The organism is Pseudomonas sp. G5(2012) (assembly GCF_000408945.1).
Classification (GTDB): Bacteria; Pseudomonadota; Gammaproteobacteria; order Pseudomonadales; family Pseudomonadaceae; genus Aquipseudomonas; species Aquipseudomonas umsongensis.
The window spans coordinates 177,350-191,946 of the sequence record NZ_APIO01000025.1; the positions used below are offsets into that span (position 1 = coordinate 177,350).

Here is a 14,597-nt window from a genome sequence, read left to right on the forward strand (position 1 = left end):
TGCGTGACAGCAATGTCGTACAGCCTATCTGTTTGCTCTGCAAGCCCTTGGAGAAGAGGCGACATTTACTCGGGAATCCAGTACGGTGCAGGACCACTTGGCATTTCCCATTGAAGGCCTGTTTTCTTACTAAGTTTTTCAAGCTCTGCGTGAGCTTTCTCCCAAATATGCTCATCAAGCCATTTGAATAGCGGAGCCCACTCCTTAGGGGCGCCTAGGCACAACACATACTCCAAATTAGAGTTGACAGTAATTGATCCATCATTGAGTTTTATATCTATATTAGTACTGACTGACTCGTGATCTCCATGATGCGCATATCTCTCATGACGAAGGCCCATGATTTGTTCGTGAAGGGGTTTAATGTTTTCAGGGATTAATTCTGAATTTAATCTTGTGACTCCATCAGTCTCAGTAAAAAGACGGCCATATCCAATTACTAGAGATGTAGTAAGCGCTTCAGAAAGCATGATGAATTCGTGAGAAATATTAACCTCAAGATTGCTTAGATACGAATATATGTAGCGAATATCAGAGATTGAATGCATTACACGAAGCATTTTTTGAAATTTGGCTATATCCCTTCGATATTCATGCTTGATGTTTTCAATATCTGGAGCAGTAGTACTCATTGTCAACTTCCTCAAATCTTGCTTGATTAGGCTCAAAAATCGCCATGGCGAGGTGAGTCCTAGCTTAGCAATCACTGTTCATCAGGGAACGGGTGTGTGTCAATCAACCCCCACATTCCATCATTCGCCTCTGAACCTCTTGCTCCCGCTTTAACAAGAAGCCTTTTTGTTTCTTCGTCGCTTGCTCCGATTACGGCAGAGAGAGTCGTAAGCTTTCTCCAGCCCTGGGGGAACCGGGGATCTTTCAGCATCGTCTTGAGCATATTTATTCGTGATTTCTCTAAATCCTTTTGGGGCTTTCCTTGTAGCCAGTGCAGCAGGATATTTCCACAGATGGTTAGTAATGAGCCAATTACAGCGCCAATTAATCCAATAATTCCCACCCAGAATTTAGTATCTGAGATCACTCTGTGTGCAATTTCATTAGCCAGCTGAGTCTCATCCATGACGCATCCTTTTTAATAAGTAGTGCCAAATAATAACGTTTTCATATCGTGTTCTCGCCATTTCAGCAAGTCGATAAGTCGGAAAATACTAACGTCTTGATGCTGAGGTTCTCAGGCGAGCAACCGCTTGCCTTCTCTTTCGGGATGCTCGGAAATCACAGCGGCCCCCTTGGTGATGAGTCTGGGCACATACGTCGTTCAAAGGCGCATTCCGTGGGCGTTTGAGGCTCCTTTTTGTTACAATGCGCGGTTTCCTGCGCTGGCCTCTAGCAATCGGCCAAAGGCACCTTTTCAGCTGTGTACATAACAGCGTACACAATCGAGATTTTGAGCGATGTCCGATAGTAAAATTGTCAACGAAGTCAACAGCCGACGCACGTTTGCCATCATTTCCCACCCCGATGCCGGTAAGACCACCATCACCGAGAAGCTCTTGCTGATGGGCAAGGCGATTGCGGTAGCCGGTACGGTGAAATCTCGTAAGTCCGACCGCCATGCCACCTCCGACTGGATGGAAATGGAAAAGCAACGTGGTATTTCCATTACCACGTCGGTCATGCAGTTCCCGTATCGCGAGCACATGATCAACCTGCTCGACACCCCGGGCCACGAAGACTTCTCCGAAGACACCTACCGCACCCTGACGGCAGTGGACTCGGCCTTGATGGTCCTCGACGGCGGCAAGGGCGTTGAGCCACGGACCATCGCCCTGATGGACGTCTGCCGTCTGCGTGACACGCCGATCGTCAGCTTCATCAACAAACTCGACCGTGACATTCGCGACCCGATTGAACTGCTCGACGAAATCGAAGCGGTCCTCAAGATCAAGGCTGCGCCGATCACCTGGCCGATCGGCTGCTACCGTGACTTCAAGGGCGTGTACCACCTCGCCGACGACTACATCATTGTCTACACCGCCGGTCACGGTCACGAACGCACCGAAACCAAGATCATCGAGAAGCTCGATTCAGATGAAGCCCGCGCCCACTTGGGTGACGAGTACGAGCGCTTCATCGAGCAACTGGAACTGGTGCAGGGCGCCTGCCACGAGTTCAACCAGCAGGAATTCCTCGACGGTCAACTGACCCCGGTGTTCTTCGGTACAGCATTGGGTAACTTCGGTGTCGATCACGTTCTCGACGCCGTCGTTGATTGGGCGCCGCGCCCGCTGGCACGAGTGGCCAACGAGCGTACCGTGGAGCCGGTGGAAGAGAAGTTCTCGGGCTTCATCTTCAAGATCCAGGCGAACATGGACCCGAAACACCGCGACCGTATCGCCTTCATGCGTATCTGCTCCGGCAAGTACGAAAAAGGCATGAAGATGCGCCACGTGCGCACCGGCAAGGACGTGCGGATCGGCGATGCGCTGACGTTCTTCTCCTCCGAGCGTGAGCAACTGGAAGAAGCGTTTGCCGGCGACATCATCGGTTTGCACAACCACGGCACTATCCAGATCGGCGATACCTTCACCGAAGGCGAAGTCCTGGGCTTTACCGGCATCCCGCACTTCGCCCCGGAACTGTTCCGCCGCGTACGCCTCAAGGACCCGCTGAAATCCAAGCAACTGCGCCAGGGCCTGCAACAATTGGCCGAAGAAGGTGCGACCCAGGTTTTCTTCCCGGAGCGCAGCAACGACATCATCCTCGGCGCCGTCGGTGTGCTGCAGTTCGACGTGGTCGCCAGCCGCTTGAAGGAGGAATACAAGGTCGAGTGCTCCTACGAGCCGATCACCGTGTACTCCGCGCGCTGGATCGAATGCAGCGACAAGAAGAAGCTTGAGGAATTCTCCAACAAGGCCGTGGAAAACCTGGCACTGGACGGCGGTGGTCACCTGACCTACCTCGCGCCGACCCGGGTCAACCTGGCACTGATGGAAGAACGCTGGCCTGACGTGAAATTCCGTGCGACGCGTGAGCACCACTAAGCGTTGACTTGAAACACCGAAAACCCCGTTGCGAAAGCTGCGGGGTTTTTTGTTGGCGAACCCAATCGTTCCCACGCTCTGCGTGAGAGCTGCCGAAGGCTGCGATCGTTTGATCTTTTCGGCATAACGCTTATTGCCAACCATTCTCCCTGTCCACGGCATTTCCGCCCAGCCGTTAGCGTCCTATCTGGAGAACCCGGCTGATCGGAACTAGATTTCACAGAGCGCCAGCCAGGCACAGAAATTTCACCTGCAAAAGGATGGATTCGACTATGAACAGGTTGCTACGCGTTGTGTTGCTGTTGAAGGTTTTGCTGATGCTGGCACTCGGCAGCTCTGCGGTCTGGGCCGAATGCGAGGATCACGAAACCCAGGCGTCGAGCGGGCAGGTAACCCACGCTGATCTGATGATCGCCAAGTCCGAATCGGAACCAGGCGACAAGGGGCAGGGTGGTGCCGACAACGATGATGACTCGACTACCGATGAGCCGGACTCCGATGATGAAGAAGGCGACAGCCAGACGTAAATCGCAGACAAAAGAAAACCCCGTCTCTCCCGATTAATGCGCAATCGAAATAGAAGGGGTTGGATGAACGAGCAAAATCCCTGTGGGAGCGGGCTTGCTCGCGAAGGCAGCGTGTCAGTCGCTATCTTTGTCGACTGATAGAACGCTTTCGCGAGCAAGCCCGCTCCCACATTTTTATGCCGCGCCGTGCACGAACTGCTCGGCGTAGTGGCAAGCCACCTGACGATTATCGAGAGGGCGCAGGGCTGGCTCTTCGGTTTTGCAACGCTCAGTCGCATACGGGCAGCGCTTGTGGAAGGCGCAGCCGGGCGGGGGGTTCAACGGGTTGGGCAACTCGCCGACGATCTTGATCTTAGGCTTGCTGGGGTCCGGGTGAATGGTTGGGGTGGCCGACAGCAACGCCTGGGTGTACGGGTGCAGGGGACGCGCGTAGATGTCGTTTTTCGGACCGATTTCTACCGGGCGACCGAGATACATCACCATCACGTCATCGGCGACGTGTTGCACCACCGCCAGGTTGTGGGAGATGAACACGTAGGCGGTGTTGAACTCTTGCTGCAAATCCATGAACAGGTTCAGCACCTGCGCCTGGATCGACACGTCCAGCGCCGAGGTCGGTTCGTCCGCCACCAGCACTTTCGGTTGCAGCATCATGGCGCGAGCCAGGGCGATCCGCTGGCGCTGACCGCCGGAGAACATGTGCGGATAACGCTGGTAATGCTCAGGGCGCAACCCCACCTGTTTCATCATCGCCTGGACCTTGTCGCGACGCTCGGTGGCCGATAGGTTGGTGTTGATCAGCAAAGGCTCGGCCAGTTGATCACCGATTTTCTGCCGAGGGTTCAGCGACGCGTAGGGGCTCTGGAACACCATCTGCACGTCTTTGCGCAGTTGCTTGCGCTGGGCCTTGTCGGCGCCGGCGACTTCCTGGCCGGCGATTTTCAGGGACCCGGAGGACGGTTCCTCGATCAGGGTCAAGGCCCGGGCCAGGGTGGATTTGCCGCAGCCCGACTCACCGACGACGGCGAGGGTCTTGCCGGCTTCCAGCTCGAACGACACACCGTTGAGGGCGCGTACGGTGGCGTGACCCTTGAACAGGCCACGGGACACTTCGTAGTGACGGGTCAGGTCGCGGGCGGTAAGAACGACGGCCATTACGCCACCTCCTGGTTCAGCGGGTAGAAGCAGCGGGCGAGGCTGTTGCTTTTCGGGTCAAGGGCTGGACGCTGCACGCGGCAGTTGTCCTGCACGTACGGGCAGCGCGGCGAGAGCAGGCAGCCTTGCGGACGGTCGTAGCGACCCGGGACGATGCCCGGCAGGGTCGACAGGCGCGAGGCGCCCAGACTGTGTTCTGGGATCGCCTTGAGCAGCGCTTCGCTGTACGGGTGGGCCGGGATGTCGAACAGTTGCGGCACCTGGCCGACTTCGACCGCTTGGCCGGCGTACATCACGCACACGCGCTGGGCGGTTTCAGCCACGACCGCGAGGTCGTGGGTGATCAGCACCAGGCCCATGTTCTGCTCTTTCTGCAACGCCAGCAGCAGGTCCATGATCTGCGCCTGGATTGTCACGTCCAGTGCGGTGGTCGGTTCGTCGGCGATCAGCAGTTTCGGTTCGCCGGCAATCGCCATGGCGATCGCAACGCGCTGGCTCATGCCACCCGACAGTTGATGCGGGTAGGCGTCCATACGGCTGGCGGCGCCCGGGATTTCGACTTTTTCCAGCAGTTCGATGGCGCGTTTGCGCGCTTGCTTGCCGGACATTTTCAGGTGCAGGCGCAGCACTTCTTCGATCTGGAAACCGACGGTGTAGCTCGGGTTCAGCGCGGTCATCGGGTCCTGGAAGACCATCGACAGGTCTTTACCGACGATTTGACGACGCTGGCGATTGTTGAGCTTGAGCATGTCCTTGCCGTCAAAGCTCAGCGAGTCGGCGGTGACGATACCTGGATGCTCGATCAGGCCCATCAGCGCCATCATGGTCACGGACTTGCCCGAACCCGACTCGCCAACGATGGCCAGCACTTCGCCCTTGTCGACTTTCAGGTCGAGGCCATCGACCACGGGCGTAGCGTTCTTGTCGCCGAAGCGAACGTTGAGATTCTTGATTTCTAGCAGTGACATTGGAATCTCCTCAGGCGGCGTTCTTGAGTTTCGGGTCCAGCGCATCGCGCAGGCCGTCACCCATCAAGTTGATTGCCAGCACGCTGAGCAAAATGGTCAAGCCAGGCAGGCTGACGACCCACCAGGCGCGTTCGATGTAGTCGCGGGCCGAGGCCAGCATGGTGCCCCACTCAGGGGTTGGCGGTTGTACGCCAAGGCCGAGGAAGCCCAGGGCGGCGGCATCGAGAATCGCAGACGAAAAACTCAAGGTCGCCTGAACGATCAGCGGCGCCATGCAGTTGGGCAGCACGGTGACGAACATCAGACGCGGCAGGCCGGCACCGGCCAGGCGCGCGGCGGTCACGTAGTCGCGGTTCAACTCGCCCATGACCGCGGCGCGGGTCAGGCGAACATAGGACGGCAGGGACACCACGGCGATGGCGATCACGGTGTTGATCAGGCCAGGGCCGAGGATGGCGACGATCGCCACGGCCAGCAGCAGGGACGGCAGGGCCAGCATGATGTCCATCAGGCGCATGATGGTCGGGCCGACCGCTTTGGGGAAAAAGCCGGCAAACAGGCCCAGCAGGATCCCCGGGATCAGCGACATCACCACTGACGACAAACCGATCAGCAGCGACAGGCGCGAACCCTGGATCAGGCGCGACAGCAGGTCGCGGCCCAGTTCATCGGTACCCAGCAAGAACTGGATCTGCCCACCTTCCAGCCAGGCTGGCGGGGTGAGCAGGAAGTCGCGGTACTGCTCGCTCGGGTCATGGGGTGCAACCCACGGGGCGAAGATGGCGCAGAAAATCACCAGCAGCATGAACATCAGGCCGGCGACGGCACCTTTGTTCTTGGAAAACGCTTGCCAGAATTCTTTGTACGGCGACGGATACAGCAGGCTTTGATCCACGGCGGACGTGGTGGTGGCTACTGAGGATGTTGGAGTGCTCATGGGGTTTGACCTCAGCGCTGATGACGGATGCGTGGGTTGGCAAAGCCGTAGAGGATGTCCACTACGAAGTTGACCAGAATCACCAGGCAGGCGATTAACAGGATGCCGTTTTGCACGACCGGGTAGTCCCGGGCGCCAATGGCTTCGATCAGCCATTTGCCGATGCCCGGCCAGGAGAAGATGGTCTCGGTCAGGACCGCGCCCGCCAGCAGGGTGCCGACTTGCAGGCCGACTACGGTCAGCACCGGAATCAACGCATTACGCAGACCGTGCACGAACACCACGCGCGACGGCGACAGGCCCTTGGCCTTGGCGGTACGGATGTAGTCTTCACGCAGCACTTCGAGCATCGACGAACGGGTCATCCGCGCGATAACAGCCAGCGGGATGGTGCCGAGCACGATGGCCGGCAGGATCAGGTGGTGCAGGGCATCGAAGAACGCGCCGACGTCATCGGCCAGCAGCGTGTCGATCAGCATGAAGCCGGTTCGCGGCTCGATGTCATAGAGCAGGTCGATCCGCCCGGACACCGGGGTCCAGCCCAGGGAGACCGAGAAGAACATGATCAGGATCAGGCCCCACCAGAAGATCGGCATCGAGTATCCCGCCAGGGAGACACCCATCACCCCATGGTCGAACAGGGACCCTCGCTTGAGTGCCGCGATCACCCCGGCCAGCAGGCCCAGGATACCGGCGAACAACAGGGCGGCCATGGACAGTTCCAGGGTCGCGGGGAATAGGGAGGTGAACTCGTTCCAGACGCTTTCACGGGTACGCAGGGATTCCCCGAGATCGCCGTGGGCCAGTTTGCCGATGTAATCCAGGTACTGGGCATACAGGGGTTTGTTCAGACCTAGGCGTTCCATTGCCTGAGCGTGCATTTCCGGGTCGACTCTGCGTTCGCCCATCATGACTTCCACAGGGTCGCCAGGGATCATGCGAATCAACGCGAAAGTCAGCAGGGTGATGCCGAAGAACGTGGGGATCAGTAACCCCAGTCGGCGGGCAATAAAACTAAACATCGTAAGGTGTACCTCATCAGCCGGTTAGGCGTGCCCGGCATGCCTGGGTCAGGAATGCCGGGAGTTTCTTATCTACTTCACCTGGGTGGTGGCGAAGTTATTCGTGGTGAGGGGGCTAATGTGGTAGCCCTCTACGTTGTTGCGCATTGCGGTAAACATTCTAGTGTGCGCCAGGCTGATCCATGGCTGGTCCTGGTTAAAGATAACCTGAGCCTGTTCGTACAGTGCTGCACGTTCGGCCGGGTCGGTTTTTTCACGGGCCTGGTCGATCAGGGCCTGGAATTTTTCATTGCACCAGCGTGCGTAGTTTTCGCCGTTCTTCGCCGCCTCGCAACTGAGCATAGGCGTCAGGAAGTTATCCGGGTCGCCGTTATCGCCCGCCCATCCGGCGGAAACCATATCGTGCTCGCCGTTTTTCGCGCGCTTGAGCATTTCGCCCCACTCCATGACGCGGATGTCGATCTTGATCCCGATCTTGGCCAGGTCAGCCTGCATCATCTGCGCGCCGAGCATGGGGTTGGGGTTGGTCGCACCACCGCCGTTGCGGGTGAACAGGGTGAAGGTGGTGCCTTCCGGTACGCCGGCTTCCTTGAGCAGGGCGCGGGCCTTGTCCAGGTCACGGACAGGGTTCTTCATGTCGTGGTTGTAGCCCAGCAGGGTGTCCGGAAACGGGTTGACTGCCGCGGTCGCATTGCCTTTGCCGAACAGCGCGTTGACGGCCGCTTCCTTGTCGAAGGCGATGTCGATGGCTTTACGTACGCGCACGTCACTCAGGTATTTGTGCTGGGTGTTGATGGCGATGTACGCGACGGTCATCGCATTCAGTTCGTCAACCTTCAGCTTGGCGTCTTTCTTGATGCTCGGAATGTCATCCGGCTTTGGATACAGCGCAACCTGGCATTCGTTGGCCTTGAGCTTTTGCAGGCGCACGTTGTTGTCGGTGGCGATGGCGAAGATCAACGAGTCGGCCGGCGCCTTGCCACGGAAGTAGTCCGGGTTGGCCTTGAAGCGAACCTGGGCGTCCTTGTTGTAGCGCTGGAAGACGAACGGGCCGGTGCCGATCGGCTTGTTGTTCAGTTCACCGGTCTTGCCGGCCTTGAGCAGTTGGTCGGCATACTCGGCGGAGTAGATCGAGGAGAACGCCATGGCGATGTCGGCCAGGAACGGTGCTTCGCGGCGGGTCAGGGTGAATTTGACCGTGTTGTCGTCGACCTTCTCGACGTTTTTCAGCAGTTCCTTGAAGCCCATGCTTTCAAAGTACGGGAAGCCTACGCTCGACAGTTTGTGCCACGGGTGGTTCGGGTCCAGCTGACGCTGGAAGCTCCAGACCACGTCGTCGGCATTCATGTCGCGGGTGGGCTTGAAGTATTCGGTGGTGTGAAACTTGACGCCTTGGCGCAGGTGGAAGGTGTAGGTCAGGCCGTCTTCGCTGATGTCCCAGGATTCGGCCAGTGCCGGAATCACATCAGTGGTGCCAGGCTTGAAGTCCGCCAGGCGATTGAAGATGGTCTCGGCCACCGCATCGGCTGTGACTGCAGTCGTGTACTGGACCATGTCGAAGCCTTCGGGGCTGTTTTCGGTACAAACCACCAGGGGTTTGGCCGATACGCCAACAGCGACACTCAGTAACGCGGCCGCGATGGCCGCTCGTAGGGGAAGCATTTTCATCAAGAACCCTCTGCAATCGGTTGGTTTGGAAAACCTGGCGGCCGACTGGTCACGAGCCGGCCGTCGGGTTGGCGTATTTACAGAATGTTGAACGGAACCGTGGTCACCAGACGGAACTCGTTGATGCTGCCATCAGCCTGGTTTTCACTGGCGCGGTGCGCGGTGTAGGTACCACGAATAGTGGTGGCCTTGAACGGGCCGCTCTGTACAGCGTAGGTGGCACCGATGCCGTATTCGTAATGGTGTTCGCCGTCTTGCGACTGGATGCCGTCGTAGCCTTTGTCGGCCACACCTTTGTTGCCGGTGTAGTGGGTGCCGTCGATGCCCCAGCCGCGCGCCTGGTAGATGTTGAACTTCAGGCCTGGTACGCCGTATTCGGCCATGTTCAAGCCGTAGGCAACCTGGAACGACTTCTCGTTCGGGCCGTTGAAGTCCGACAGCAGGGAGTTGGCCAGGTAGATGCCGTTCGTTTCGTGCAGGTAGTCGAAGTACTCGTTACCGTTCACTTCCTGGTACGAGAAGGTCAGGCTGTGAGCCTGGTGGGTCAGGCCGAACGACAGGGAATAGGTGTCGTTGTCGATGTCGCCGATCAGCGCCTTACCTTCTTCCTGGGTCTTGTAGTAGTTCAGGCCGGTGGTCAGGCTCAGTACCTGGCTGTCGCCCAATACGTGGGTCGCGCCGAAATAGTATTGGTTCCAGATGTCTTCGGCCTGGGTGGCCCAGAGGCTGGTGGTCAGGCTGGCGAACGGGGTGTAGGTGATACCGCCGGTGTAGACGTGGTCGGTTTCAACGATGCCATTGGCGTATTCGGTGCGGAATTTGCGCTGGCTTTGTTCGGTACGCGGTGAATTGCGATCGAAGGTGGCCAGGTCGAACGCCAGGTTGTTCAGCTCTTCGCTGTGGATCGCCACACCCTGGAAGCTCGAAGGCAGCGCACGGTTGCCGATGACGTCGACCATCGGGCTGCTGAAGTTCTGACGACCGGCGGTCAGGGTGGTGTTGGAAATACGTGCCTTGACGTTCGCCAGGCCCAACTTGCTCCACTGGCCAACGGCGTCGCCGCCTTCTTCGGTCAGGGTACGGTTGTTGCCTGCGCCTGGGCGAGTGCCCGGTGCGCCGCCGTTGTTGGACGCCAGGTCCTTGCGGTCCTGGTCCAGGGCGATGGCGTTGTAGGCCGCCACTTCAGTGCTGACGCCAACGGTGCCTTCGGTGAAGCCCGAGTTGTACTTGAGGATCGTGCCCTGGACCCAGTTGATACGGCGGTCAGTTGGTGTTGAAACACCATTTTTCTTGTAAGCGAAATTGGCGCCCCGCTTCAGTTGTTCGTTGGCGTACCAGTTGCGAGTGGTGCCGGTGATCGACTGGCCTTCGAGAAAGCCGGTGGCTTCGCTCTGGGCACTTTTCTCATTCACGGTCACCGGGGTGTACGCCTGGCTCTGGGTTTCAGCGTATGCCGTGGCGGTAATGCTGCTGATGGCCAGGGCCAGTAGCGCGGTGCTGCTCAGTTTCATGGGTGAAGCTCCTTGGTTTCTATTATTAATGCCGGCCTTTTTTGGTGGTTCGGCTATTTGCTTTTGAACTCATTGACGCGTTGCAAACGTTTGCCTGGTGCCAAATTGGCGAATTACGGCAATACGCTTGCGGGAGGGCGCAATGCGCCCCCAAGCGTTTTCAGCTACACGGTTTTATTTTTCGATGCTGACACCCGAGAAAACGTTGCGACCGAAAGGGCTGACCTTGAACCCTTCGATTTTGGCGCTCAACGGCTGATTGACCGTCGAGTGGGCGACCGGCGTGATCGGTACCTGCTGCTTGAGGTACTGCTGCGCCTGTTTGTAGAGCAGGGTGCGTTGGTCGCGGTCAGTCACGACCTTGGCCTGCTTGATCAGCTTGTCGTAAGCCGGATCACACCACATGGAGTAGTTGTTGCCGCCGATGGCATCGCAGCTGTACAGCGTGCCGAGCCAATTGTCCGGGTCACCGTTGTCACCGGTCCAGCCGATCAGGCTGATGTCGTGCTCGCCATTCTTGGTGCGCTTGATGTACTCGCCCCATTCGTAGCTGACAATCTTGACCTTGAGGCCGATCTTCGCCCAGTCAGCCTGGAGCATTTCGGCCATCAGCTTGGCGTTGGGGTTGTAGGGGCGCTGTACGGGCATGGCCCACAGGGTGATTTCGGTACCTTCCTTCACGCCGGCAGCCTTGAGCAGTTCCTTGGCTTTTTCCGGGTTATAGGCAGCGTCCTTGATCGTCTCATCGTAGGACCATTGGGTCGGCGGCATGGCGTTGACCGCCAGTTGCCCTGCACCTTGGTAAACGGCATTGAGAATGCCTTGCTTGTTCACCGCCATGTCCAGCGCCTGGCGCACTTCGAGCTGGTCGAATGGCTTGTGACGGACGTTGTAGGCGATGTAGCCGAGGTTGAAACCGGGCTTTTCGATCAATTGCAGCTTGGGGTCGTTTTTCAGCGCGGTGACGTCGGCAGGGCGTGGGTGCAGGGTAATCTGGCACTCATTGGCCTTGAGTTTCTGCACGCGCACCGAAGCGTCGGTGTTGATGGCGAAAATCAGGTTATCGAGCTTGACCCGGCTCGGGTCCCAGTAATGCTTGTTACCGGTGTAGCGGATGTTCGAGTCTTTCTGGTAACTCTTGAACACGAACGGCCCGGTGCCGATCGGCTTCTGGTTGATGTCGCTCGGCTTGCCTTCGGCGAGCAGCTTGTCGGCGTACTCGGCGGAGAGGATCGCGGCGAAGCTCATGGCGATGTTCTGGATGAACGCGGCGTCCACGCTGTTGAGCGTCATGACCACGGTCAGCGGCCCGGTCTTTTCGACCTTGGCGATGTTTTTGTTCAGGCTCATCCCGTTGAAATAGGGGAATTCGGTCGGGTAAGCCTTACGGAAAGGTTGCTGCGGGTCGAGCATGCGATTGAACGTGAACAGCACGTCATCGGCGTTGAAGTCGCGGGTCGGTGTGAAGTACTTGGTTGTATGAAACTTCACCTCTGGGCGCAGGTGAAAGGTGTACGTGAGACCGTCTTCGGAAATATCCCAACTGGTGGCCAGGCCGGGTACGACGTTGGTTGAGCCTTTTTCAAACTCTGCCAGGCGGTTGTACAGCGGTTCGGCGGCGTCGTTGTCGGTCGCGGTGGTGTACTGCGCAGTGTCGAAACCGGCGGGACTGCCTTCGGAACAGAACACCAGGCTGTTGGAGGCAGCCTGACTCATGGACGTGGCGGCCAACAGGCCAGTGCCCAGCAATGCGGATAAAACCAAGGTATGACGCATGACGCTCTCTCTCTTGTTCAGTGTTGTGTCAATGAGCCTTCGTCCCGTGCGCAGACGGGGAGGGTCACTGGTTCCAGTCATGGCGTGCAGCAAGAAAACCGAGGGCCCACGCATTCGCTGGTCAGATCCCGACGGTAGGCACCGTGGGTCCGGCAGTAAATACGAAAAGTCCGAAAGACTTGTGGGAAAAGACGACGCGTCCTAGCACCCGCCTGTAGTCAGTGGGCGATTTGGATGTAGGTAATTTCCTGCTTTCTCGGTCGGCAAAGTAACGGCGACGTCATGGACGTCGCCGTTACCAAACCTTATTTGCTGACGCTGACGCCGTAGAAGGAGTTCAAGCCAAACGGGCTGATCTTGAAGTCCTGCACATTGGCGCGCATGGGTTGGAACACCGTCGAGTGAGCGATAGGTGTCATCGGCGTCTGGTCTTTAAGGATGTGTTGCGCCTGCTTGTACAGTTCGGTGCGCTTGCCTTGATCCGAAGTGCGCTTGGCTTGCTTGACGATGTCGTCAAACGGCTTGTAGCACCATTTCGAGAAGTTGTTGCCTTCCAGCGAGTCGCAACCGAACAGCACGTTCAGCCAGTTGTCCGGATCACCATTGTCACCGCTCCAGCCAATCAGCATCGCCTGGTTCTCGCCGCCTTTGGAGCGCTTGATGTACTCGCCCCATTCGTAGCTCTGGATCTTGACCTTGAGGCCGATCTTCGCCCAGTCGGACTGCAGCATTTCTGCCATCAGCTTGGCGTTCGGGTTATACGGACGCTGTACCGGCATGGCCCAGAGAACGATTTCGGTGCCGTCCTTGACGCCGGCTTCCTTGAGCAGCTCTTTGGCTTTCTCAGGATTGTACGGCGCATCCTTGATGGTGGTGTCGTAGGACCACTGGGTCGGAGGCATGGCGTTGACGGCCAGTTGGCCAGCGCCCTGGTACACCGAGTCGATGATCTGTTGCTTGTTGACTGCCATGTCCAGTGCCTGGCGCACTTTCAATTGGGCCAACGGGTTTGGCTCATTGCTGCCCTTGACCTTGTCCATCACGTTGTAGGCGATGTAGCCCAGGTTGAAACCAGCCTGGTCAGGCAGCTTCAGGGTCTTGTCTTCGCGCAGCGCTTTCAGGTCGGCTGGACGAGGGAACAGGGTGACCTGGCATTCGTTTTTCTTCAGTTTCTGGATACGTACCGACGGGTCGGTGGTGATGGCGAAGATCAGGTTGTCGATCTTGACGTCGTCCGGCTTCCAGTAGTCCTTGTTCCCGGTGTAGCGGATGTTGGAATCTTTCTGGTAGCTCTTGAACACGAACGGACCAGTGCCGACCGGCTTCTGGTTGATGTCGGCGGCCTTGCCTTCTTTCAGTAGCTGGGCGGCGTATTCGGCGGACTGGATCGAGGCGAAGCTCATGGCCATGTTCTGGATGAACGCGGCATCGACGTCCTTGAGGGTGAACTTGACGGTCTTGTCGTCGACTTTATCGATCTTGGTGATGTTGGTGTCCATCCCCATGTCGGTGAAGTACGGGAATTCGGTAGGGTACGCTTTGCGGAACGGGTCATCCTTGCTAATCATGCGATTAAAGGTGAACAGCACGTCGTCGGCGTTGAATTCGCGGGTCGGCTTGAAATACGGGGTGGTGTGGAACTTGACACCGTCACGCAGGTGGAAGGTATACGTCAGGCCGTCATCGGAGACGTCCCAGCTGGTCGCCAGGCCAGGAATTACGGCGGTGCCGCCGCGCTCGAACTGGGTCAGGCGGTTGAACATGGTTTCGGCAGAGGCGTCGAAGTCGGTTCCGGTGGTGTATTGACCTGGATCGAAACCGGCCGGGCTCCCTTCGGAGCAGAACACCAGGTTAGTCGCAGCTTGAGCGAACGGCGCACTAGCCAAAAGGCTGGCGCCGACTAAAAACGGAATGACCGCGTGTTTAAGCATGGTGGCCTCATGATTTGTTGTCATTTTTGATTTTGAGGACGACCTCGTGAGTCGTGCCTGCGGATACTTATGCAGGGGCCATACCCAATGCAAGATCCAG

Annotated in this window: 12 protein-coding genes; 2 read left to right on the top strand and 10 right to left on the bottom strand. The window is 57.8% G+C overall.

Annotated features, from left to right (window positions below):
* Positions 1 to 65 precede the first annotated feature (65 nt).
* The gene (locus PG5_RS08005; protein ID WP_042955291.1) at positions 66 to 632 is read right to left on the bottom strand and encodes a hypothetical protein; all 567 of its coding nucleotides are present in this window, start codon (positions 630 to 632) and stop codon (positions 66 to 68) included.
* Positions 633 to 703: 71 nt separating this feature from the next.
* Positions 704 to 1,078: a hypothetical protein gene (locus PG5_RS08010; RefSeq protein WP_042955292.1), complete on the bottom strand. Its 375-nt coding sequence runs from the start codon at positions 1,076 to 1,078 to the stop codon at positions 704 to 706.
* 334 nt (positions 1,079 to 1,412) lie between these two features.
* Between PG5_RS08010 and PG5_RS08015 the strand changes: the two genes are divergently transcribed.
* Together PG5_RS08015 and PG5_RS08020 are read left to right on the top strand one after the other, a co-directional pair.
* Complete coding sequence (locus tag PG5_RS08015; protein WP_020796601.1) at positions 1,413 to 3,002, top strand: peptide chain release factor 3; 1,590 nt, start codon at positions 1,413 to 1,415, stop codon at positions 3,000 to 3,002.
* Positions 3,003 to 3,274: 272 nt separating this feature from the next.
* On the top strand, positions 3,275 to 3,529 hold the full coding sequence (locus PG5_RS08020; protein ID WP_020796602.1) for a hypothetical protein: 255 nt from the start codon (positions 3,275 to 3,277) through the stop codon (positions 3,527 to 3,529).
* Between the two features lie 174 nt (positions 3,530 to 3,703).
* Here PG5_RS08020 and PG5_RS08025 read toward each other — a convergent pair whose 3' ends face one another.
* The 8 genes from PG5_RS08025 to PG5_RS08060 form a co-directional block, all read right to left on the bottom strand.
* The gene (locus PG5_RS08025) at positions 3,704 to 4,684 is read right to left on the bottom strand and encodes a peptide ABC transporter ATP-binding protein (protein ID WP_020796603.1); all 981 of its coding nucleotides are present in this window, start codon (positions 4,682 to 4,684) and stop codon (positions 3,704 to 3,706) included.
* Positions 4,684 to 5,652 carry an ABC transporter ATP-binding protein gene (locus PG5_RS08030; protein ID WP_020796604.1) on the bottom strand — a complete coding sequence of 323 codons (969 nt, stop codon included), beginning with the start codon at positions 5,650 to 5,652 and terminating at the stop codon, positions 4,684 to 4,686. Before PG5_RS08030 ends, PG5_RS08025 begins: the two co-directional genes overlap by 1 nt.
* A gap of 10 nt (positions 5,653 to 5,662) precedes the next feature.
* Positions 5,663 to 6,589, bottom strand: coding sequence for an ABC transporter permease subunit (locus tag PG5_RS08035; RefSeq protein ID WP_020796605.1), 927 nt, complete (start codon positions 6,587 to 6,589; stop codon positions 5,663 to 5,665).
* Positions 6,590 to 6,600: 11 nt separating this feature from the next.
* Complete coding sequence (locus PG5_RS08040) at positions 6,601 to 7,611, bottom strand: ABC transporter permease subunit (protein ID WP_020796606.1); 1,011 nt, start codon at positions 7,609 to 7,611, stop codon at positions 6,601 to 6,603.
* Positions 7,612 to 7,683: 72 nt separating this feature from the next.
* Positions 7,684 to 9,279, bottom strand: a complete 1,596-nt coding sequence (locus tag PG5_RS08045) for an ABC transporter substrate-binding protein (RefSeq protein WP_020796608.1) — start codon at positions 9,277 to 9,279, stop codon at positions 7,684 to 7,686.
* Positions 9,280 to 9,356: 77 nt separating this feature from the next.
* Positions 9,357 to 10,790 (bottom strand): OprD family porin, encoded by a 1,434-nt coding sequence (locus tag PG5_RS08050; protein WP_020796609.1) that lies wholly within the window; start codon positions 10,788 to 10,790, stop codon positions 9,357 to 9,359.
* Between the two features lie 174 nt (positions 10,791 to 10,964).
* The gene (locus PG5_RS08055) at positions 10,965 to 12,566 is read right to left on the bottom strand and encodes an ABC transporter substrate-binding protein (protein ID WP_020796610.1); all 1,602 of its coding nucleotides are present in this window, start codon (positions 12,564 to 12,566) and stop codon (positions 10,965 to 10,967) included.
* Between the two features lie 305 nt (positions 12,567 to 12,871).
* Positions 12,872 to 14,497 carry an ABC transporter substrate-binding protein gene (locus PG5_RS08060; RefSeq protein WP_020796611.1) on the bottom strand — a complete coding sequence of 542 codons (1,626 nt, stop codon included), beginning with the start codon at positions 14,495 to 14,497 and terminating at the stop codon, positions 12,872 to 12,874.
* Positions 14,498 to 14,597: the final 100 nt, after the last annotated feature.

Bases quoted from the DNA above. Each gene is read 5' to 3' on its own strand.
- PG5_RS08045 (WP_020796608.1), bottom strand. From the start codon at position 9,279: ATGAAAATGCTTCCCCTACGAGCGGCCATCGCGGCCGCGTTACTGAGT.
- PG5_RS08005 (WP_042955291.1), bottom strand. From the start codon at position 632: ATGAGTACTACTGCTCCAGATATTGAAAACATCAAGCATGAATATCGA.
- PG5_RS08010 (WP_042955292.1), bottom strand. From the start codon at position 1,078: ATGGATGAGACTCAGCTGGCTAATGAAATTGCACACAGAGTGATCTCA.
- PG5_RS08015 (WP_020796601.1), top strand. From the start codon at position 1,413: ATGTCCGATAGTAAAATTGTCAACGAAGTCAACAGCCGACGCACGTTT.
- PG5_RS08050 (WP_020796609.1), bottom strand. From the start codon at position 10,790: ATGAAACTGAGCAGCACCGCGCTACTGGCCCTGGCCATCAGCAGCATT.
- PG5_RS08055 (WP_020796610.1), bottom strand. From the start codon at position 12,566: ATGCGTCATACCTTGGTTTTATCCGCATTGCTGGGCACTGGCCTGTTG.
- PG5_RS08030 (WP_020796604.1), bottom strand. From the start codon at position 5,652: ATGTCACTGCTAGAAATCAAGAATCTCAACGTTCGCTTCGGCGACAAG.
- PG5_RS08040 (WP_020796606.1), bottom strand. From the start codon at position 7,611: ATGTTTAGTTTTATTGCCCGCCGACTGGGGTTACTGATCCCCACGTTC.
- PG5_RS08025 (WP_020796603.1), bottom strand. From the start codon at position 4,684: ATGGCCGTCGTTCTTACCGCCCGCGACCTGACCCGTCACTACGAAGTG.
- PG5_RS08020 (WP_020796602.1), top strand. From the start codon at position 3,275: ATGAACAGGTTGCTACGCGTTGTGTTGCTGTTGAAGGTTTTGCTGATG.
- PG5_RS08035 (WP_020796605.1), bottom strand. From the start codon at position 6,589: ATGAGCACTCCAACATCCTCAGTAGCCACCACCACGTCCGCCGTGGAT.
- PG5_RS08060 (WP_020796611.1), bottom strand. From the start codon at position 14,497: ATGCTTAAACACGCGGTCATTCCGTTTTTAGTCGGCGCCAGCCTTTTG.